Origin of the sequence: Brasilonema sennae CENA114 (assembly GCF_006968745.1) — a bacterium.
Taxonomy (GTDB): Bacteria; Cyanobacteriota; Cyanobacteriia; order Cyanobacteriales; family Nostocaceae; genus Brasilonema; species Brasilonema sennae.
Map to the genome: position 1 here is coordinate 4,021,846 of NZ_CP030118.1, position 18,632 is coordinate 4,040,477.

At 43.8% G+C, this 18,632-nt stretch carries 20 protein-coding genes, 1 other RNA gene and 1 pseudogene; 10 read left to right on the forward strand and 12 right to left on the reverse strand.

All coding sequences use genetic code 11. From position 1 onward, the window contains the following. Positions 1–178 precede the first annotated feature (178 nt). Positions 179–988, forward strand: coding sequence for an SDR family NAD(P)-dependent oxidoreductase (locus tag DP114_RS17100; RefSeq protein ID WP_169268314.1), 810 nt, complete (start codon positions 179–181; stop codon positions 986–988). Positions 989–1,388: 400 nt separating this feature from the next. Then, on the forward strand, positions 1,389–3,536 hold the full coding sequence (locus DP114_RS17105) for a single-stranded-DNA-specific exonuclease RecJ (RefSeq protein WP_171978222.1): 2,148 nt from the start codon (positions 1,389–1,391) through the stop codon (positions 3,534–3,536). A gap of 188 nt (positions 3,537–3,724) precedes the next feature. On the opposite strand, the gene psb30 is transcribed toward DP114_RS17105, so the two are convergent. After that, positions 3,725–3,865, reverse strand: a complete 141-nt coding sequence (psb30, locus tag DP114_RS17110; protein ID WP_211178731.1) for a photosystem II reaction center protein Ycf12/Psb30 — start codon at positions 3,863–3,865, stop codon at positions 3,725–3,727. A 147-nt stretch (positions 3,866–4,012) separates the two neighbouring features. Between psb30 and DP114_RS17115 the strand changes: the two genes are divergently transcribed. The 3 genes from DP114_RS17115 (at position 4,013) to DP114_RS17125 (ending at position 5,492) form a co-directional block, all read left to right on the forward strand. Then, a complete protein-coding gene (locus DP114_RS17115) occupies positions 4,013–4,363 on the forward strand; it encodes a YkgJ family cysteine cluster protein (RefSeq protein WP_169268313.1) in 351 nt (116 codons plus the stop codon). A gap of 362 nt (positions 4,364–4,725) precedes the next feature. Further along, complete coding sequence (locus tag DP114_RS17120) at positions 4,726–5,154, forward strand: TMEM165/GDT1 family protein (protein WP_169267659.1); 429 nt, start codon at positions 4,726–4,728, stop codon at positions 5,152–5,154. A 59-nt stretch (positions 5,155–5,213) separates the two neighbouring features. Next, a complete protein-coding gene (locus tag DP114_RS17125) occupies positions 5,214–5,492 on the forward strand; it encodes a TMEM165/GDT1 family protein (RefSeq protein ID WP_169267658.1) in 279 nt (92 codons plus the stop codon). Between the two features lie 31 nt (positions 5,493–5,523). On the opposite strand, the gene DP114_RS17130 is transcribed toward DP114_RS17125, so the two are convergent. The 3 genes from DP114_RS17130 to DP114_RS17140 form a co-directional block, all read right to left on the reverse strand. Further along, a complete protein-coding gene (locus tag DP114_RS17130) occupies positions 5,524–6,009 on the reverse strand; it encodes a DUF4149 domain-containing protein (protein ID WP_169267657.1) in 486 nt (161 codons plus the stop codon). A 286-nt stretch (positions 6,010–6,295) separates the two neighbouring features. Further along, the gene (locus DP114_RS17135) at positions 6,296–6,961 is read right to left on the reverse strand and encodes a hypothetical protein (RefSeq protein ID WP_171976667.1); all 666 of its coding nucleotides are present in this window, start codon (positions 6,959–6,961) and stop codon (positions 6,296–6,298) included. 125 nt (positions 6,962–7,086) lie between these two features. Beyond that, positions 7,087–7,962, reverse strand: coding sequence for a helix-turn-helix domain-containing protein (locus DP114_RS17140; RefSeq protein ID WP_169267655.1), 876 nt, complete (start codon positions 7,960–7,962; stop codon positions 7,087–7,089). 233 nt (positions 7,963–8,195) lie between these two features. On the opposite strand from DP114_RS17140, the gene DP114_RS17145 reads away from it, so the two are divergent. From DP114_RS17145 to DP114_RS17160, 4 genes and pseudogenes are all read left to right on the forward strand, one after another. Further along, positions 8,196–8,381 carry a hypothetical protein gene (locus tag DP114_RS17145; RefSeq protein WP_171975126.1) on the forward strand — a complete coding sequence of 62 codons (186 nt, stop codon included), beginning with the start codon at positions 8,196–8,198 and terminating at the stop codon, positions 8,379–8,381. 523 nt (positions 8,382–8,904) lie between these two features. Further along, entirely contained in the window at positions 8,905–10,470 is a 1,566-nt protein-coding gene (locus DP114_RS17150) for a group II intron reverse transcriptase/maturase (protein WP_169267654.1), read from the forward strand. A 75-nt stretch (positions 10,471–10,545) separates the two neighbouring features. After that, a pseudogene (locus tag DP114_RS17155) lies at positions 10,546–10,941 on the forward strand (DUF2808 domain-containing protein); the annotation flags it as partial. 76 nt (positions 10,942–11,017) lie between these two features. Next, the gene (locus tag DP114_RS17160; protein WP_246162564.1) at positions 11,018–11,272 is read left to right on the forward strand and encodes a hypothetical protein; all 255 of its coding nucleotides are present in this window, start codon (positions 11,018–11,020) and stop codon (positions 11,270–11,272) included. 250 nt (positions 11,273–11,522) lie between these two features. Here DP114_RS17160 and DP114_RS17165 read toward each other — a convergent pair whose 3' ends face one another. After that, positions 11,523–11,672, reverse strand: a complete 150-nt coding sequence (locus DP114_RS17165; protein WP_169267653.1) for a hypothetical protein — start codon at positions 11,670–11,672, stop codon at positions 11,523–11,525. 93 nt (positions 11,673–11,765) lie between these two features. Between DP114_RS17165 and DP114_RS17170 the strand changes: the two genes are divergently transcribed. After that, on the forward strand, positions 11,766–12,182 hold the full coding sequence (locus tag DP114_RS17170) for a GIY-YIG nuclease family protein (RefSeq protein WP_169267652.1): 417 nt from the start codon (positions 11,766–11,768) through the stop codon (positions 12,180–12,182). 44 nt (positions 12,183–12,226) lie between these two features. Here DP114_RS17170 and cbiD read toward each other — a convergent pair whose 3' ends face one another. The 7 genes from cbiD to DP114_RS17205 form a co-directional block, all read right to left on the reverse strand. Then, a complete protein-coding gene (gene cbiD, locus DP114_RS17175; RefSeq protein WP_171976668.1) occupies positions 12,227–13,309 on the reverse strand; it encodes a cobalt-precorrin-5B (C(1))-methyltransferase CbiD in 1,083 nt (360 codons plus the stop codon). Between the two features lie 113 nt (positions 13,310–13,422). Then, positions 13,423–13,811: a transfer-messenger RNA gene (gene ssrA / locus DP114_RS17180) on the reverse strand. 95 nt (positions 13,812–13,906) lie between these two features. Then, a complete protein-coding gene (locus DP114_RS17185) occupies positions 13,907–14,671 on the reverse strand; it encodes a class I SAM-dependent methyltransferase (RefSeq protein WP_171976669.1) in 765 nt (254 codons plus the stop codon). Between the two features lie 104 nt (positions 14,672–14,775). Further along, positions 14,776–15,723, reverse strand: coding sequence for a F0F1 ATP synthase subunit gamma (locus DP114_RS17190; protein WP_171976670.1), 948 nt, complete (start codon positions 15,721–15,723; stop codon positions 14,776–14,778). Positions 15,724–15,820: 97 nt separating this feature from the next. After that, positions 15,821–17,341: a F0F1 ATP synthase subunit alpha gene (gene atpA / locus DP114_RS17195; protein ID WP_171976671.1), complete on the reverse strand. Its 1,521-nt coding sequence runs from the start codon at positions 17,339–17,341 to the stop codon at positions 15,821–15,823. A 102-nt stretch (positions 17,342–17,443) separates the two neighbouring features. Then, positions 17,444–17,998 carry an ATP synthase F1 subunit delta gene (gene atpH / locus DP114_RS17200; protein ID WP_169267648.1) on the reverse strand — a complete coding sequence of 185 codons (555 nt, stop codon included), beginning with the start codon at positions 17,996–17,998 and terminating at the stop codon, positions 17,444–17,446. 2 nt (positions 17,999–18,000) lie between these two features. After that, positions 18,001–18,549: a F0F1 ATP synthase subunit B gene (locus DP114_RS17205; RefSeq protein WP_169267647.1), complete on the reverse strand. Its 549-nt coding sequence runs from the start codon at positions 18,547–18,549 to the stop codon at positions 18,001–18,003. Positions 18,550–18,632 lie beyond the last annotated feature (83 nt).

The window sequence follows — 18,632 nt, forward strand, 5'->3', positions numbered from 1 at the left end:
TAGGGTTGTTTATTAAGAATTGTCTCTTTTTTTGGTATTGACATAATACACTCCTTGCCGCCATTTGCATAGATATTTTTAATCGCTCATATCTATTAAAATGAGCAGTTTCTGCAAAGCTTGTAATTTAAGGTAGGAAATATTCATTGTTGGTGAAAATTTCAGTCGGACATCGTGTATGAGAATTACATACCAAAATCAGCAAAAACAAACTGCCCTAATTACAGGGGCAGCTAGTGGTATTGGTTACGAATTAGCACACCTTTTTGCCCGTGATAGTTACAATCTTGTCTTAGTAGATAAAAATGGACAAAAACTCTCTGAAATAGCGGAAGAATTTCCAAAAAAGTTCGGCATTTATGTGATCAAGATTGTAAAAGATTTATCTATTTCAACCGCCCCAGAAGAAATTTTTACAGACTTGCAACAAGCATCGATAAAGGTTGATGTGCTGGTGAACAATGCTGGATTTGGGACTTATGGCTTATTTAACGAAACCAACCTCACTGCTGAGATGGAAATGTTACAGGTCAATTTGGTATCTCTAACTCATTTAACGAAATTATTCTTAAAGGATATGGTCAATCAAGGCAACGGAAAAATATTAAATGTTGCCTCCACCGCTGCATTTCAACCAGGACCTTTAATGGCGGTTTATTCCGCTACTAAAACTTATATTTTATTCTTTTCAGAAGCGCTAGCTAATGAGTTAAAAGATACAGGTGTCACTGTAACAGTCCTTTGTCCAGGACCAACAGAATCAGATTTTCATAAAATAACTGGGATGGCTGACTCTGAACTGCTCAAAAACAAGAAGATGATGAGTGCAGAAAGTGTAGCCAAAATTGGCTATGCTGGTTTATTCGCGAGCACAGCTGTTGTTATTCCGGGTGTAAAAAATAAGATCCTCGCTGAATTAGTAAGATTTACTCCCAGAAAGCTAGTGGCAGAAGTAGTAAGAAGTATCCATGAGGGAAAAATAAAGTGATTTAATTTAAATCTTATTTTTCTTCAAAACATATTTGTGATACTCTAGCAGTCCTAAATCATTTCTAACAAAATTCCCGACTTATAAAAGAAGTCGGGAATCTGAGCCTGCGCGACTTATGCGCAAAGCGCAGGCACTTTCACACAAATCAAATAGGATTGCTATATGCGGCAAAATTAAAATCTACGTTGATATTAAAAGGATGCTCCCGCTGAAAACTTTGGAGAAACAGGGACACGATACTCCGTAGTTGCCTAAGTACAGGTAAAGTGTAGGTAGTTCAAATTCCTCATCTCTAATAGTGTTAGACAAATTCACACCTGAATTTTCCCCTTCGGGTAAGCGCAAAGCGCACGCTACGCGAACGCAGTCGCCTAGGTCGGGAGAGCCGTCATTCGCGCTGTCTCACCGTCCTCATCAACAACTACCTAACCAAAGGTGGCAAATTTATCCTCAAAAAACAGAATTGGCGCAACAGATGGGGCAAACAACCAGTTTATCGCCCTTAATCAACCAATTGCTGATAAATCGAGGTATTGAAACACCAGAACAAGCACAAGTTTTTTTAAATTCAGGAAACCTGATATTACCTTCGCCTTTGGAAGACTTTCCTGATTTGGGAATGAGTCTGGAGTTATTGCACAATGCAATCGCCTCTGGTGAAAAAATCGCCATCTGCGGTGACTACGATGCTGACGGAATGACAAGCACTGCTTTACTTTTGCGTAGTCTCCGTTGGTTGGGTGCTCAAGTCGATTATGCTATCCCCAGTCGAATGCATGAAGGCTACGGTATCAATAAACGCATTGTTGAAGAATTCCACAGCGAAGGCGTAGGATTAATTCTGACTGTAGACAATGGCATCTCAGCTTTTGAACCAATTGCCAGAGCCAGAGAACTTGGTCTAAAAGTTATTATCACCGACCATCATGATATCCCTCAACAATTACCCCCAGCCCACGCCATTCTCAATCCCAAACTAATACGAGAATCTTCTCCTTACCGAGGTATTGCTGGTGTTGGTGTCGCCTACATTTTGGCTGTGTCCCTTGCTCAAAAATTGGGACAAGCTAATGATGACATTTTAACTTCGATGCTGGAACTGTTTACATTAGGAACGATCGCAGATCTCGCTCCCCTAACGGGTGTAAACCGTCACTGGGTAAAAAGCGGTTTGCAGCACTTACCTAAATCCAAACTACCTGGAGTGCTAGCTTTGATTCAGATGTCTGGGGTGCAGTTGAGTCCAGGACAAGCGGACGAGTCAATTCAAAATTCAAAGCTATGTCCTCCGGACACGCTACGCGAACGACTTAGCTCAGCTAGTACGTCGAGCGGAGCCGAGACGTCAAAATTCAAGATTCAAAATTCAAAATCGCTAAAGCCGGAAGATATAGGCTTTCGCTTGGGACCGCGAATCAATGCAATTGGTCGTATTGCTGATCCACAAATTATAATCGAGTTGCTGACGACTGACGATATGGGGATAGCGCTGGAAAAGGCGATGCAGTGCGAAGCAATTAACCGCCAGCGCCAGGAAATGTGCCAGGAAATTGAGAATCAGGCAAGAGAAATTGTAGAAATAGAATATCTCGCTTCTCTACAGCAAGACCGCGTGTTGGTTATTGTAAAATCTGACTGGCATCACGGTGTAATTGGTATCGTTGCTTCTCGCTTGGTGGAACGCTACGGTGTGCCGGTGTTTATTGGGACATACGAGGATGAGGGGCACATTCGCGGTTCAGCGCGTGGAATTCCAGAGTTCCATGTGTTTGACGCTTTAGAATATTCTCAGGATTTGCTGGGCAAATTTGGCGGACACAAAGCTGCTGGGGGCTTTTCTTTACCATCACAGAATTTAGAAGCGTTGCGATCGCGTTTGAGTGAGTTTGCTAATCAGTGTCTAGAACCTCAGCACCTGAAACCACTTTTGAAAATTGACACATCGGCTTTACTCAATCAAATTCATCATCAGTTTTATCAACAGCTTAATGTTTTAGAGCCGTGCGGAATCGATAACCCAGATCCTGTATTTTGGACATCTAATGTTCGAGTGACTGAGCAACAAATAGTGGGCAAGGGTCATATCAAGCTGACCATAACACAAACTATTGATGATTCGGAATACAAAATTAAAGCGATCGCCTGGCGCTGGCGTGAGTACTTTCCTCTACCGCCGCGACTGGATATCGCTTACAAACTACGAGAAAATCACTTTAATGGCAACACCACTATCGAGTTGGAGTTACTTGGTGTTAGGCTTCCAACCCAGTCTCACATTTTTTTCGCTGCACAGTCAGCGCCTTTAAGAACCACTTTTGAGTACAATCAACAGCACTACACGTGTGGGATTTATAAAAACGGTTCTGTACCAGAATTGAGAATCCAAAATCCTGACGGCAAAATTCTAGCCGTTCCGCTAGGACACAGCATCGGTCTACTGGGAAGCAGTCGTCAAGAGTCTGTAGAAGTTGATGTTTCTCAACCCCAATACAACCAGATTTTTCAAACTGCTCTTCAAGCTTTATCAGTGCTGAGCAATGAGTAGTGACACTCCTACACCGACTAATAGTTACGGTGTAGGCTTCTACCGGAAATTATCCTTGTAGAAATTCGTTCGTGGTACTCCAATTGTTTCCCACTACCGCAGTTTCTAGTCAGGCACGTGTCCCTCCCGACTTGAATAGCCAAATACTATTCACCTACGTTCCCTGTACTCACATCTGAGCACTCGGATTATAGGTCACCGTTGCGAAATGCCAGTACAAAAATGACTGCGGGGCCAGCTAACATAATGAGTGCAACAAAAACTAGTTGAAAAATGACTTCCCAATGAATATTGCCTAAACCACTGAATATATTGAATATAGCGTCCATTTGTCCTCCTTTAAAAATAGCCATGTAATTATCAAACCCGCAATAGATCATATCCGGCGATCGCCCGTCGCCTTTAATTTACTTAACAAAAGTATAAAAAAAACTATAAAAGCTGAAAAAATAGCACGTTCACAATAGGTTTTTGTCATGGCAACTTGGCAATGTGTTAAGCAATGTGGAGCCTGCTGTCATCTTGACCCAGCAGAGCGCCCTGACTTAGATGAGTATTTATTACCAGACGAGATGGAATTGTATCTGAGCATGGTAGGTGAAGGAGGATGGTGCATAAATTTCGACAAAGACTCGCGAGAATGTCGCATTTACCCAGACCGTCCGCGATTTTGTCGTGTAGAATCAGAAATCTTTCTGGATATGTACGGTATTGAGCCGGAGGAGTTAGACGATTTTGCCATTGACTGTTGTCGTCAGCAAATAGAGGGGGTGTATGGGGACAGAAGCTTGGAGATGTTGCGTTTTGATCAAGCAGTAGGTTTTTGACCAAAACTAGGGGCAAAACAAGTCAAAAGTATCAAATATTAGAAGAAGAGTGTAGGTGTTCAAACCCTTACACCCCTACACCCTTACCACGCCCTTCGGGTATGCCTGCGGCACGCGGCTTGGGCGAACACAGTCGCCTAGGTCGGGAGACAAGGACTGCATAGCGCTGTCTCACCAGATGCCTCAAGTCGGGGAACCCGCCCACGGCACTGGCTCCCCTTACACCCTCCCACAACTGAGGATCTCGTTGCGTAAGTCCTGTAGGGAATAAATCAGTGGGAGTCCTCGGTTGCTATTTGTGAAAAATCTTGAGAAAATGAGAGAAATATGAAAAAAACTTAACTAGCAAAAAAATACAGCCTGTGAAACTTGACTCCAAGCCCTTGAACCTTACTACATCTGCAACCCAAAGCCAGCTAGAGCAAAAAGATGAACTAGATAGCAATAGTCCAACTACCTTAGTTGAGGCGTCGTCACCTTTGGATTGTGAGAAACCGACTAAGCAGGAAACCCCACTAGTCATCTTCGCCACGACATTTTTGACCATCTTTCTGGCGGAAATTGGTGACAAGACACAGCTATCCACTCTGTTGATGAGTGCGCAATCACATTCTCCGTGGGTTGTGTTTTTGGGATCTGCCACCGCGCTAGTCATGACTAGTCTATTGGGTGTCGCGTTAGGTAGTTGGATCGCTAGCAGACTCTCCCCAAAAACTATAGAAAAAGCAGCAGGGATAATGCTGCTGCTAATTTCGTTAATGTTATTTTCGGATTTGGTAATTTCCAAATAATTTAGTTAATTAACCTGTGTGACTGATAAAAACTCTTAACTCTTGACTCTTGACTAACTATGGATTGGCATCTTTTAGGATTAAGCTTTATTACGGTTTTTTTGTCAGAATTGGGTGACAAAAGCCAGTTAGCTGCAATTGCGCTTTCAGGTCGTAGTCAATCTCCGCGTGCGGTGTTTTTTGGTACCGCTGGCGCACTGCTTTTGACTAGCTTTTTAGGAGCTTTGGCGGGGGGAGCGGTGTCAGAGGTATTACCTACAAGGTTGTTGAAAGCGATCGCCGCCGTGGGATTTGCCATACTTGCAATACGCCTGTTATTTTTTAACAACGAGGAATGAAGTGTTTTATCATTGATCATTCCTCATCCAGTTATCGTCGCCAGCACCAGCTCAAAAGTGTGCCACCTGCCAATAGTTTTACTGTTTCCAAAATCCAGTAACCACCATGCAGTATATTCATACTTGCTGGAATTTCAGCTGTTGTCTCAAACAGGTTCAGTTCGATTCCGAGGGCAGACATTTGCGGAGTGAACAAGTAGGTGTTAATAGAAGCGATAGCCAGCAGTAATACAGACAAAATAATTGCACCGCGACGCCACTGAGATTGGCTGTTGCACACAGCTAACACGCTGGTTAATACTAAGCCAGCAGACAGCAATTCGATACGATTAAAATTCCAGAAAAGCGCATAGCCAGCTGAAGCAAAGTTGGCTTGAGTCATCATGCCAGAAACGTAAAGACTAGGCATAATTACCAAGTCAAGAAATAAGCTGGCACTGAGCCAAAAGCCTAAAGCTAATATGGCAACATTTTGCCAAATCGGTCGCTTAAGTTCGACGCTAGAAACTGCCTGCATAATTGTGAATAATTGCGTGTGTTTATATTTTTAGTTTCTAACTTAACAAGGCACTTTGACAACACAAGTCAATAATCTTTTACAAAGTTGTTATAACTTTGCAAAATTATTTAAGTATTTTTTACTTCAGTCACAATTATTTATAGGATGGGTAGAGCGTAAGCGTTACCCATCAGAACGAATATGAATGTTGGGTTTCGTGCCAAGGGTGTAACCTACATTAAGTTTTGTATTTCATTATGTCTAAGTAGGAGGACAGAAATAAACTAGACTTTGTAAAAAAAGATTAAGGAAAAATGGCAGGCGATAAAACTGAGGTAAACACTACTTCATACAATGACATTTGAAATTCGTTATTCGCGAGTGATCTCATTTGCAGCAGCGGTTCAGCCATCGGGGGATTGGCATTCATTTTGGCGTACTCTTGTTGAGAACTCCACAACCCATAATTTATAGCACGAGCGCCATCAAGCGAGCGATGAAAGTGAGTTGTCATTAATCCAGATTGTCCTGAGATTTGCTGGATGGCTTCTGCGGTGAACTCCAGAAACCGAGGTTGATTAGCGGGATCTTTCAATTTAAAGATGCCGAAATTGATCAATTGACCCTCATCAGCCGTGATTTGCATTGGACTATCAGCAGGTTCACTCATGAAAATTTCGTAGAGATGGGAATCTGGAGCCAAGAAACCTGTAATTTGTGTTGCTAGGGCAATATCTCGATTGTTGATATATGTATCGTAATCCGCTTGGTTCTGCCATTGCACATAATTAATAACACGCAAGCCATCAAAGCTGCGATGAATTGCACTAGCAGTATATCCAGGCTGTTTTTTCAGAATGTTTTCGGTGTATGTTATCAAACTATCGACCAATAACCACTGTTGATCGGGCTGGGTAACAAAAATATCTAATTCTGCCAGAACTGGATTATTCTTAAAAACGCTGAGCATCAAATTATCCTCTTGTGTTGACTGAGTATGGTTAGGTCAGAAGAATCAATGTGAAATACTCAACCAACGATATAAAGCTGTTGTACTCAGGTATATCCGTTTTTTGCGTTTTTAGCAGATTCTTGCTATTTTCTGAAGAATTGTTTCGGTGTCACTCCGGTGAGGCGCTTAAAATGTCTACCAAATTGACTTTGATTTGCAAAACCTACTTGTAGGGCAACATTTGCAATACTGTGCTGACTTTGTATGAGTAATTCCTGGGCGCGTTCGATCCGGCATTTAATTAAGTACTGGTAGGGAGAGTAGCCAGTAGATTGTTTGAACAGTCGAGCAAAGTAATACTGGCTCATACCTAGTTCCGTAGCGATCGCCTCTAATGACAGGTTTTCTGTTAAATGGGCTTGGATATAGTCAATCGTCAGTTGTAGTTTATAGCTGGGTAATCCACCACAGATAGCTGGAATTCTCTGCTGTCGTGTCGAGTAGCGCCGTAATAGATGAACTGTTAACGCATTTGCCATTGACTCAGCGTAAAGGCGATCGCTCAATCCATCTATTTCTAATTCTGCTTTGAGTGCCAAACCGATTTGTTGAATCAAGGGGTCACGAATTTTCAACTGTGGCAAAATTTGCACATTATCCTCATCAACAGATTCATGCACAGCACAAGTAAATAGCTTCGGTTCTAGGCGAAGTAACAAAAATTCTGCATCTGTATCCCAAGACAACTGGCGATGAAGATGGGGAGGCGAAATCATAATGTCCCCAACAGCGATACAATCGCTACTACGTTGCCCGTCTACCCTCCTTTCTAGCTGAATAGGATGCCCGAGATGAATGCTGAGTAGGTAATTAGGTAAACAACACTGAGATGTTCCATTTGCAGGCTGATGATGTTGTTCAACACGCAAAATGTCTGAGATAACATTTTGAGTCCATAAAATAGGCGACTGCGGCACAACCTGTATGACAGCATTTTTTCGACTAGAATCTTGGCTCATGTCCCTGCTTCTTGTGCTTCTGTCATACTCGACTTTACAATCAGTGTACCGAATCTATGAGCTTATCCACCAGAATTAACAGAGGCTGATACAACAGAAGCGATAGCTCCTGTTGATTTTATTCAAGTTGTGCTAACGTGCATTCAAAAGCTGATATTTAGCTCTAGTTTCCTAACCACAGGGAATTATCTGTATGGTCTTTTACCCGCTATAGAACGACCGGATGCAAAACAATGCGTGTAGCATTTTTCTTAAGTACAGCAATTGCTTGTACAACAGTCATAGGCGGATACACTGCGGACTTGAGTCAAGCGGTTCAGTTACGAGATGGTAAAGTCTATTTTGTCCAACCACCGACCTTGCTGGGTGCAGTGACCACCTACAAGGATACTTATGTATGGGGTGGTGCGATTCGTTGATACCCAAAATGCCCCTCGGCATATTAAAGTATCCAACTCAACAGAGTTGAACTTCGGACAGGATGAAGGTGAAAGTCCTTCCCCTCAAGCTCAGAGGTGACTCCTTATCTGCCCACAGCGAGTAAGCTCGGAATCTTACAGACTGAAGCTGGGAACAGGGCGCAATCAGACGGCTGTTATGGGCTGACACTGGCGCTAATAGGGAAGACTCACGGTGAAACAGAACCTAAAAAAGCGACTTATACGTAAGCAGGGCATAAATACCAATACCCCCTGACTCAGTTAGAGATACAACCCCATCGCCATTATCCCAAGAGCGATAAAGAGCAAGGGATTCTAACAGTCGAAGTGGTTACACCTAAAAGTCCTAAAATCCACACCGAGGAACGAATAAAAACGGATTAGGAGTCCTGGAAAGGTCGAAAACCAGGTAGGTAAGACGGGATACGGAACTCTCCTAATTCGGGTAGGATGCGGCGTAATTGCTGCAAGGTGTTTAGAAAACAATCAATAGGAGTAGAGTATGATTAGGCACAGTAGCAATACTAGTGAATCTTGGAAAAACCTCCCCTGGAAGAAATTCCGCCGGGAACTATTCCGCCTACAAGTTAGGTTGTTCAAAGCAGTTAAAGCAGGAGACATGCGAAAAGCGCGGTCACTTCAAAAACTGATTCTAAAATCCCAAGCTGCAAGATTTCTGGCTATTCGTCAAGTAACTCAACTAAACGCTGGTAAAAAGACTGCGGGTATTGATAGGAAAGCGTCCCTCAGTCACGAAGAACGCTTCCAACTTGAGGAACTCCTCAAGAATCATTACCTTAATTGGCATCATAGCAAATTAAGAGAAATCCCAATACCTAAGAAAAACGGTAAAACCAGAATTCTCAAAGTCCCCACTATTGCGGATAGAGCATGGCAATGCCTAGCAAAATACGCACTAGAACCAGCACACGAAGCGACATTCCACGCAAAGAGTTATGGATTCAGACCAGGTAGAAGTGCTCACGATGCACTAAAAGCCACATTCAGCAATCTAAACTCCAAAGCAAACGGAATAAATAAGCGAGTCCTAGAAATCGACATCGAAAAATGTTTCGATAGAATAAACCACACAACTATCATGGATAACCTGATAGCACCAAAAAGTCTGAAAATCGGTATCTTCCGCTGCTTAAAAGCCGGAATACATCCCGACTTTCCCGAACAAGGAACCCCTCAAGGTGGTGTGGTAAGTCCGTTACTAGCAAACATCGCACTCAACGGTGTTGAAAGCGCACATAGATATCACCGCAATGGATTCAAAATAAGCCCCAAGACGGCTGCGAAAGATATCATGGAACCATGCATCAGATATGCAGATGACATGATCATAATGCTTAGACCCGAAGATAACGCCGAAGAGATACTTGAAAAGGTAAGCCAGTTCCTTACAGAAAGAGGAATGAGTATCAGTAAAGAAAAGACCAAAGTAACCGCATCGACTGAAGGCTTCAATTTTCTTGGCTGGCACATCAAGGTGCAGAGCAACGGAAAGTTTAACTGTGTCCCTTCAGAGGACAACTACAAAACGTTCCGAAAAAAAGTAAAAGCCATCGTCAAGTGCTCTAACTATGGTTCCAAGGAGAAAGCTGAAAAACTAGCACCCTTGGTTAGAGGATGGAGGAACTATCATAAACTTTGCTCATTACGAGGGTCACGATTCTCACTGTGGCATACAAACAATGCAGCATTCAAAAAGTTTAATAGGGAAAAAGGAAATACCAAAGAATCCAGTACCGAACTGATTAAAAAAGCATTTCCCAGAACTCCAAAATCAGAATACATCATCGTACAAGGAAATAAATCTCCTTATGATGGAGATATAACATACTGGAGCGAACGCAATAGTAAGTTATATCAGAACGAAACCTCTAAAGCCCTAAAAAGGCAAAACCATACATGTGGATATTGTAATATGAAAATGTTATCAGGAGAAACGGTTCACCTGCACCACATTGACAGCAATCACAGCAACTGGAAAACCAATAACCTCACTGCTGTACATGAAAGCTGCCATGATTACATACACATGAGCAAGGGGAAACCCTAAAACATCGGGAGCCGGATGCACTGAAAAGCGCACGTCCGGTTCTAACAGAGAGGTGCAGGAGATAATACTCCTCATCGACTCTACCCAACATACTATTTTACCATTGGCCTGCCAGAAAATGCTGGAGAACCGCTGCAAACAATTACCATTCATCAGCGTGAAGGAGTAGATCGTGTGCGCTTTGACTTGCCAGACACTTCTGCTTTTGAAGGAACACCTTCCAAAGAAGGTCCAAAGCTTGCTTTGAAAGATGTGACAAGGGACAGCAAAACCAAAACACTATCGCTCATATTTGATCCGCCAGTACCTCCAGGTAGAACCATCACACTAGCTCTCAAGCCAGTGCAGAACCCGACGGTTGCTGGTGTCTACCTATTTGGAGTCACGGCGTTTCCGCCGGGAGACCAACCTCATGGTCAATTTCTCGGTTATGGAAGGTTGCAATTTTACAACTTTGGTTTTCGGTTTTGAGCAAAGCTAGGGGTGTAAGGGTGTAGGGAATAGCTGCACTGTCTAGATATAAGTTATAATATCGAGATAAAAAATTATGCAAATTACTTTAGATATACCTGATGAGATTGCTCGCAATTTAGAATCTCACAAGGAAGATTTACCCCAGATTTTGGCTCTAGGATTGCGAGAAATGACGGCTAATCCTTCTACAGGTTTTTCTGGACTGACTGAAGTTTTAGAGTTTTTAGCAAAGTTACCATCTCCTGAAGAAATTTTAGCTCTCCGTCTTTCGCCTATGGTTCAAGCTGAAATTGAATCTCTTTTAGACAAAATCGTACTCAAGGTTTAGATGAAAGCGATCGCTGTCTGTGGCAACATTATGAGTTTATTGAGCATTTAGTACGTCTTGCTAAAGCTCAAGCTCTGCTCAAGTTACAACAAAGTGCATGAGCAAAACTTACATTTCTACTAATACCAAGTTGCGTTCTGTTGTAATAGCACTTTAGGGGAGATTGGTTCATTCCGCTGAGTCCTGAGCCTGCGGCACGGCAAAGCCGAACGGACACGCTGCGCGTTCGCTCTTAGCGTGCGCTTTGCGCTTACGCTTCACTCGCAATGACAGGTGGTACTTTTGATTGCAACTTGGTATAACTTGCGACAAATAGTATTTGATCGCGCTCAGGGTTGTTGTGAGTGATGCTGGCTTCGACTTCGCTCAGCCAGCAAAAGCCATAGCTGGTAAAAGCCATTTATCTAGTAACAGAGTCTTCCCTGAGCGAAGTCGAAGGGAACACTTTTATATGTAACTAGAAAAGAAGCGAAGCGATCGCACAAATCAATTTATGGCTTATATGTATATTCTTGAGTGCGCTGATCGTAGTTATTACACAGGTAGTACCAAGAATCTAGAACAGCTTCACAGGCAACATCAGCAAGGTCTGGGTGCAAATCACACAGCAAAACGGTTGCCTGTGAAGCTGATTTTCTGTGAGTATTATGAGCGCGTAGTTGATGCTTTTGAGCGTGAGAAGCAGGTGCAAGGTTGGAGTCGGAAGAAGAAGCAAGCTTTGATTGTAGGGGATACAAATTTGTTGCATAAGTTAGCTGAGTGTCAAAATGAAACTCATTACAGTCGGTTGACTGGTTTCGGTGGTGATGGCTTCGACACTTCGACAAACTCAATGCATCCCTCCGCTGGCTTCGACTCCGCTCAGCCACCAGAAGAACGCTCGCTGAGCGTTTGCGCAGCGCCCCCTTAGGGGCTAGCCGAAGGGAGTACATCACACCTTTGATGAGAACTTTCTTAGTTTTGATCAAAACTCAAAAGTTCTTTTGCGTGCAAGTCTTGGCTGATGATTTCGCCTTTGCGGTCAAACAATACAGTACCAACTTTAAGGGCAACATTAGCATATTTTTGCACGTAAGCAGTAGCCTTCTGACTAATTTTTTCTGCTAGTATCCCAAATACTGATTCTGCCAGTCCTAGTTCGATTAATTTTTTGTGTGCTGCATCTGCAGTCTTAGTATCTAAAATTGCCCGTGCTGTTTGTACATCACCACCAACAGCAACAACTGCTGCACTTATAATTTCTAATTTGGCATCTGCTAAATGACTAGACGTATTGAAAATGCCACCAGCCAGCTTAATCAGTTTGCCATGATATCCCAGCAGCAAAACAGAAGTTGCTTGATATAGTCCAGCTTCTACAAGCATTGCACCAATCCAATTCCCGGTTTGCACAACTGCTGATTCTGGTATGCCTAAACGTTGTGCAACTTGCATACCATTGCTACCAATACAAAACACCAAACCAGGACAAACTTTGACCTTAGCCTGCAACGACAAACGAAATTCTTCTAAATAGTCAGCCGCCGACAAAGGTTGAGAAATTCCACTGGTTCCCAACAAAGCTAACCCTTCTAAAATGCCAAAGGCTTCATTAGAAGTACGTTGCGCCAATTGACGCCCTTCAGGAAGAATAATTGATACCGTTGCCGTTTGCTCTGGGGGAATCAGAGATAGTAAATTGGCATCAAACAGGCGACGGGCATAACTGTAAATCGCTGGTTCTCCAGAGGTTGTTTTTCCCAAACCCTCTCCTGCTTCTAAAATCAAGGCTTGGGATTGCCTTTGTGACAATTTTACCCAAGCCCAAATGGGCGTGTTTTTTGTTAAATCTAAGTTATCACCTGGATCGCTGAGTGTCACTGCCAAGGCACTCTGAGAGTCTAAAGCTGCAACTTGAGAAATCGAAATTTCTGCTGTTTGAGAAAGCAGATCAATCTCAACTGAGAGTTGAGAATCTATTTTTTCACGCAGATGCATAAGAGCAGCCTTAGCAGCGGCTACTGCAAACACTGGCAGGGTATAACCTGTACGAGCCATATAGTTGTTAAATAAGTTTTTAGAAACATCTTTGCCAAACAACTTTTTAAGCGCCCAGAAAAAATGAAATCCGCCATCACATAAAACTGTCAGGCGGATTTGCGGATATTTTTTAGTGGATCCGAGCAGAGTCGAACTGCTGTCCAGACTGGGTATTGACCCCCCGCTCGTTCACAGGCTTAGCCTCTTTTACCCTCAAGGCGGGGAACGTTCATTATCCCGAACGCTAGGATGCTCTGGTTAAGTCTTAGCTAACAAGCGAACCAGAGACACTTGCTAGAGCATCCGTTGGGGGTTGGTCTCTAGTCCTTAACGGAGTCAAACTAGAGACGCTCGAACCGAAAAGAGGTTATTAGGCAGCTACTACAGCTTGCTTACGAGCAAAAGGTACAATGTTGTTTGCATTTACTTTATGTTGAGTCTTGGATTTTCGAGAGACGACTCACTCTCGACCTGTTTCACAAAGTAGCTTTCGCCAACCTGTCGAAACCGTTACGGACCCATGTGTTTTACCTATAGTACGATTATAATACGCTATTTTCAAATGTGCCACTCAGGAGCTAAATTTGAGATTTTGGTGGGATTTGGTCTTCTGGTTCATGCCAGTGCTGCACAGAAACACAAGGTGTCTTTGTGACAACTTGGTTGTAGACCGTCAGTATAGTTGGCGCATAAGGTAATGTCTTTGTAACCGTTTTCCTGCAAACAGATGATAAATTCATCTCGCCCAAACCAGTGCAGGGGTAACCGCTGTAACTCTGTGGCAATGAGTTCTCCGTCCTTCCACTTCTCGTAGCGAATCACACTCATGTTGAGTTGATTCAGCCAGTCGATGTCAGAAGTGATTTGCAAAAGAATTGTTGAACCATCAGGACACTCAATAGGCGATCGCTGCCTTACGATATTCTCAGTCTTAAAATCTTCGATGGGTAATTCCAAATCGATGAAGATTCGACCTTGGGGTTCAAGGTGTCGTGCAAAAGCTTGTAAGGCGGCGACAGCAGCATTTCGCTTCTCTAGCAACATAAAAGAACCGAAGGACACAATGATCGCTTTGAATTTCCCAGGGAGGTCAAGGTTTTCTACAGAACCATGATGGAGAACTGGTTTCAACCCCTTTTGCGTACAGTGCCGATGGCAACAAGCAAGCATATCTTCTGAAGAATCGATGCCCTCAACGTTCAAATTAGCTTCTAGCAGCGGGATGAGTAGTCGTCCCGTGCCAACCATCGCCTCAAGAATTCTGCCACCAATTTTAGAAAGATGTTTGATGTAGTATGGAACGTCAGGGTACTTTCCATCAATGGGCTTGGTGATATCATAAACCTCAGTACACAAAGATCCATATGTCGTCAGTGTCATCATTAGCCTCCATTGGTGAAAAAGCCCCAACAATTAAAAATAGCTAATTGCTAATTTCAACACAACTAGCAATTAGCTATTATTCATTTGCTATGAGCAATTTCCTAACCTAGTGCCTCAGCACCGCTGACAACCTCTAGGATTTGATTGGTAATTGCGGCTTGCCGCGCTTTGTTGTAAGACAAAGTGAGGGCATTCATCAGTTCCTTGGCGTTATCGCTAGCATTGCTCATTGCTGTCATCCGTGCAGCAAGTTCGCTGGCAGCTGATTCTTGCAGCGCCCGCAAAAGCTGGTTACTCAGATACAGAGGTAGTAAGGAATCGAGAATCTGTACTGGGTCTTGCTCGAAAATCATGTCACTGGATAAAGTACGGGTTTGAGCGGTTACTTTCTCTCGTGTGACTTCAAATTCACCGCCACGGGTTGTTAAGCGGAAGATTTCGTCATCCTGTGCTTCCAAACCTTGAGCGTCAAGAGGAAGCAGGGTTTGCACTACCGGACGAGAACTCACCAAGGAGACGAACTTGGTGTAGATAAGCTCAATACGATCTACGCTGTCTGACAAGAACAGAGAAAGCAATTGGTCAGCAATCTTGTTGGCTTCAGCAGCGGTAGGGATTTGCTCTAAACCAGTATAGGTGGCGTCTATCGGCTGTTCGCGACGTTGGAAATACTGGGTTGCTTTGCGTCCTACGATGACAAATTTGTAGTCTACACCTTCTGCTTTGAGTTCTTTGGCGCGATTTTCGGCACGTTTGATAACGTTGTTGTTGTAGCCGCCGCACAAACCGCGATCGCCTGAAATCACTAACAGCCCTACTGACTTAACTTCCCGTTTTTTCAACAGTGGTAAGTTTGCTTCTTCAAAACGCAGACGAGTTTGTAGACCGTACAGAACTTGCGCCAAGCGGTCGGCGAAGGGACGGGTGGATAGCACCTGTTCTTGAGCGCGACGCACCCGCGCTGCAGCCACCAGCCGCATGGCTTCTGTAATTTTTTTGGTATTTTTGACTGATTGAATGCGATCGCGTATTGCTTTGAGATTTGGCATAAATTTTGTCCTTAGTCGTTAGTCCTCAGTCGTTAGTCAAGAGTCAATAGCCATTAAGCTCTTTACTAATGACTAATGACTAATGACTCTTGACTAATTATGCTGTTGCCAAGAAGGTCTTCTTGTATTCGTTAATTGCCTCTTTCAAGAGTGCTTCTTCTTCATCACCCAGTGCTTTCTTGGATTGAATTCCTTGAACGTACTGAGGTTTGCTGGTCTTTAAGTACTCGCGCAATCCTTTGGTGAAGTCAGTAATTTTCTCGACATCAATGTCGTCTAAGTAACCGTTGATACCAGCATAAAGAAGAGCGACTTGCTCGTACACCGATAGCGGTGCATTTTGTGGCTGTTTCAAAAGTTCCCGCAAGCGCGCACCCCGTGCCAGCTGGTCTTGAGTTGCTTTATCTAAGTCAGAGGCGAATTGTGAGAAGGCTTGCAGTTCGTCAAACTGTGCCAACTCCAGCTTCAATTTACCAGCAACTTTCTTCATTGCCTTGGTTTGAGCAGCTGAACCCACCCGTGATACGGAAATACCAGGGTTAATAGCGGGACGGATACCAGAGTTGAACAAGTCGGAAGACAGGAAGATCTGACCGTCTGTAATCGAAATTACGTTGGTGGGGATGTAAGCAGATACGTCACCTGCTTGAGTTTCGATGATTGGCAGAGCAGTCATGCTACCTTTACCCAATTCGTCACTCAGCTTAGCCGCACGTTCCAACAGACGTGAGTGGATGTAGAACACGTCTCCAGGATAAGCTTCACGTCCGGGAGGACGACGCAGCAGCAAAGACATTTGACGATAAGCTGTGGCTTGCTTGGAGAGGTCATCATAGATAACTAGAGTTGCCTTACCCTTGTACATAAAGTACTCAGCAATCGAAGCACCTGTATAAGGAGCCAAAAATTGCAGGGTGGCTGGTTCACTGGCGTTAGCGGCGACGACAACAGTGTAGTCCAGAGCGCCTTTGTCTTGTAACGTCTGCACAACGTTAGCTACGGTGGAAGCTTTTTGACCGACTGCGACGTAGACGCAGATCACGTCTTCTTCTTTTTGGTTGATGATGGTGTCTACGGCGATCGCAGTTTTTCCAGTCTGACGGTCACCAATAATCAATTCCCGCTGTCCACGACCGACGGGAATCATTGCGTCGATCGCTGTGATACCAGTTTGCATGGGTTCGTGTACGGAACGACGCGCCACAATACCTGGTGCTGGAGATTCAATCAAACGGGTTTCTTCGGTCTTGATTTCTCCCTTACCATCAATTGGACGACCTAAAGCATCGACAACTCGTCCAACCAAGGCTTCTCCCACGGGTATTTGAGCAATTCTACCAGTGGCGGTTACGGAGCTACCTTCTTGAATATCACGACCTTCGCCCATCAGCACCGCACCAACGTTGTCTTCTTCTAAGTTTTGGGCGATGCCAATTGTACCGTCTTCAAATTCCAGTAGCTCACTAGCCATGGCCTTGTCTAGACCATAAATACGAGCAATACCGTCACCTACTTGCAGAACGGTTCCAACGTTAGCAACTTTGACCTGTTCGTCGTATTGTTCTATTTGTTGCTGAATAATGTTGCTGATTTCGTCTGGTCTGATGCTAATTGCCATTTGTCTATCTTCTCTTTATTGCGAGACGGTACCTTTTACAGTTATCAGTTATTCAGTTATCACTGTTCACTGTTGACTGTTCACTGTTTACTGTTGACTGCTTTAAGAGCCACTTAAACGCAAGGAGATACGGCGCAGCTGGCCCCGTAAGCTGGCGTCAATGACTTGAGACCCTACCTTAATAATCACACCACCAATTAACTCGGGGTCAATTTTTGTCTCTAATTCGACCTCGCGAGCTTTTGTCAGTGCGATGACTTTATCTTTTACTGATTGTTGCTGCTCCTCTGTCAGGGGGACAGCAGAAATCACTTCGGCCAGAGCAATTTGTTTGAGTTGCCGCAACAGCACCAAATATTGCTGTAAAACTGGTTCCAGCAATGAAATGCGCCGTCTATCTACCAGCAGCAATAAAAAATTGCGGAAGTATGCGTTAGCGCCGTCACCAAGGACACGGTTGATGACTCCCTTTTTGTCATCTAGCGACACAAATGGGTTCTCAAGAAAATTTTTCAGCTGCTCACTTTCAGAAAGCAAGCTTAGCAAAGAACGGACATCTTCGCCGAACTGATCTGTTAAATTTTTGGATTGTGCGACTGACATCAACGCCTGTGCGTAAGGCTGGGATATTTCCGCCATTGCGATATTACTTTTCATCCCTAAGCTCCCAATAGCGCTATGCTGCGGTCAATTAATTGCTGTTGAGCGTCGTCGGCAATGCCTGTCTGCAGTTCTGACTCAACTTTTTGCAATGCCTTAGACACTACATATTGTTGCAGTTCGGCGATCGCCCTGTCTCTTTGTGTGTCTAAATCCTTAACAGCTGTTTGTTTCAAACGTTCCACATCTTCTGCTGCTCGTGCCAAAATGGCTTCACGAGTTGCCTGTGCATTTTCTTCAGCAGTTTTACGGATGCGTTGCGCTTCTGCTTGAGCCTGCGTCAACTGTTCCTGTGCCTTAGACAGGGCAACTGCTGCTTCTTTTGCCTTTGCTTCTGCTTCTTTGATTACCGTTTCAATACTTGAGCGTCGTTCGCTGAGGATATTGCTAAGAACTTTACGCCCAAAGTAGAATAGTATGCCAACCAGAATCGCTAGGTTAATCAGATTGGTTTCAAAAATGTCTATGTTTAGACCGAAACCACCTTCTGAGTGACCTTCTGCCACCGCTTCTGTGGCAAGTAAAAAACTACTACCAATGATACCCATCTACGACTGCGCTGCTCCCTTGCTTAGTAGGTTGAAAATTCCCTAAGGGAAAAAAAGTGCCAGTTTTGACACTTATTTTACCG

Coding starts and splice junctions, on each gene's coding strand:
- DP114_RS17100 (WP_169268314.1), top strand. CDS start 179: ATGAGAATTACATACCAAAATCAGCAAAAACAAACTGCCCTAATTACA.
- psb30 (WP_211178731.1), bottom strand. CDS start 3,865: ATGGACGCTATATTCAATATATTCAGTGGTTTAGGCAATATTCATTGG.
- DP114_RS17115 (WP_169268313.1), top strand. CDS start 4,013: ATGGCAACTTGGCAATGTGTTAAGCAATGTGGAGCCTGCTGTCATCTT.
- DP114_RS17125 (WP_169267658.1), top strand. CDS start 5,214: ATGGATTGGCATCTTTTAGGATTAAGCTTTATTACGGTTTTTTTGTCA.
- DP114_RS17130 (WP_169267657.1), bottom strand. CDS start 6,009: ATGCAGGCAGTTTCTAGCGTCGAACTTAAGCGACCGATTTGGCAAAAT.
- DP114_RS17135 (WP_171976667.1), bottom strand. CDS start 6,961: ATGCTCAGCGTTTTTAAGAATAATCCAGTTCTGGCAGAATTAGATATT.
- DP114_RS17140 (WP_169267655.1), bottom strand. CDS start 7,962: ATGAGCCAAGATTCTAGTCGAAAAAATGCTGTCATACAGGTTGTGCCG.
- DP114_RS17145 (WP_171975126.1), top strand. CDS start 8,196: ATGCGTGTAGCATTTTTCTTAAGTACAGCAATTGCTTGTACAACAGTC.
- DP114_RS17150 (WP_169267654.1), top strand. CDS start 8,905: ATGATTAGGCACAGTAGCAATACTAGTGAATCTTGGAAAAACCTCCCC.
- DP114_RS17160 (WP_246162564.1), top strand. CDS start 11,018: ATGCAAATTACTTTAGATATACCTGATGAGATTGCTCGCAATTTAGAA.
- DP114_RS17165 (WP_169267653.1), bottom strand. CDS start 11,672: ATGGCTTTTACCAGCTATGGCTTTTGCTGGCTGAGCGAAGTCGAAGCC.
- DP114_RS17170 (WP_169267652.1), top strand. CDS start 11,766: ATGGCTTATATGTATATTCTTGAGTGCGCTGATCGTAGTTATTACACA.
- cbiD (WP_171976668.1), bottom strand. CDS start 13,309: ATGGCTCGTACAGGTTATACCCTGCCAGTGTTTGCAGTAGCCGCTGCT.
- DP114_RS17185 (WP_171976669.1), bottom strand. CDS start 14,671: ATGACACTGACGACATATGGATCTTTGTGTACTGAGGTTTATGATATC.
- DP114_RS17190 (WP_171976670.1), bottom strand. CDS start 15,723: ATGCCAAATCTCAAAGCAATACGCGATCGCATTCAATCAGTCAAAAAT.
- atpA (WP_171976671.1), bottom strand. CDS start 17,341: ATGGCAATTAGCATCAGACCAGACGAAATCAGCAACATTATTCAGCAA.
- atpH (WP_169267648.1), bottom strand. CDS start 17,998: ATGAAAAGTAATATCGCAATGGCGGAAATATCCCAGCCTTACGCACAG.
- DP114_RS17205 (WP_169267647.1), bottom strand. CDS start 18,549: ATGGGTATCATTGGTAGTAGTTTTTTACTTGCCACAGAAGCGGTGGCA.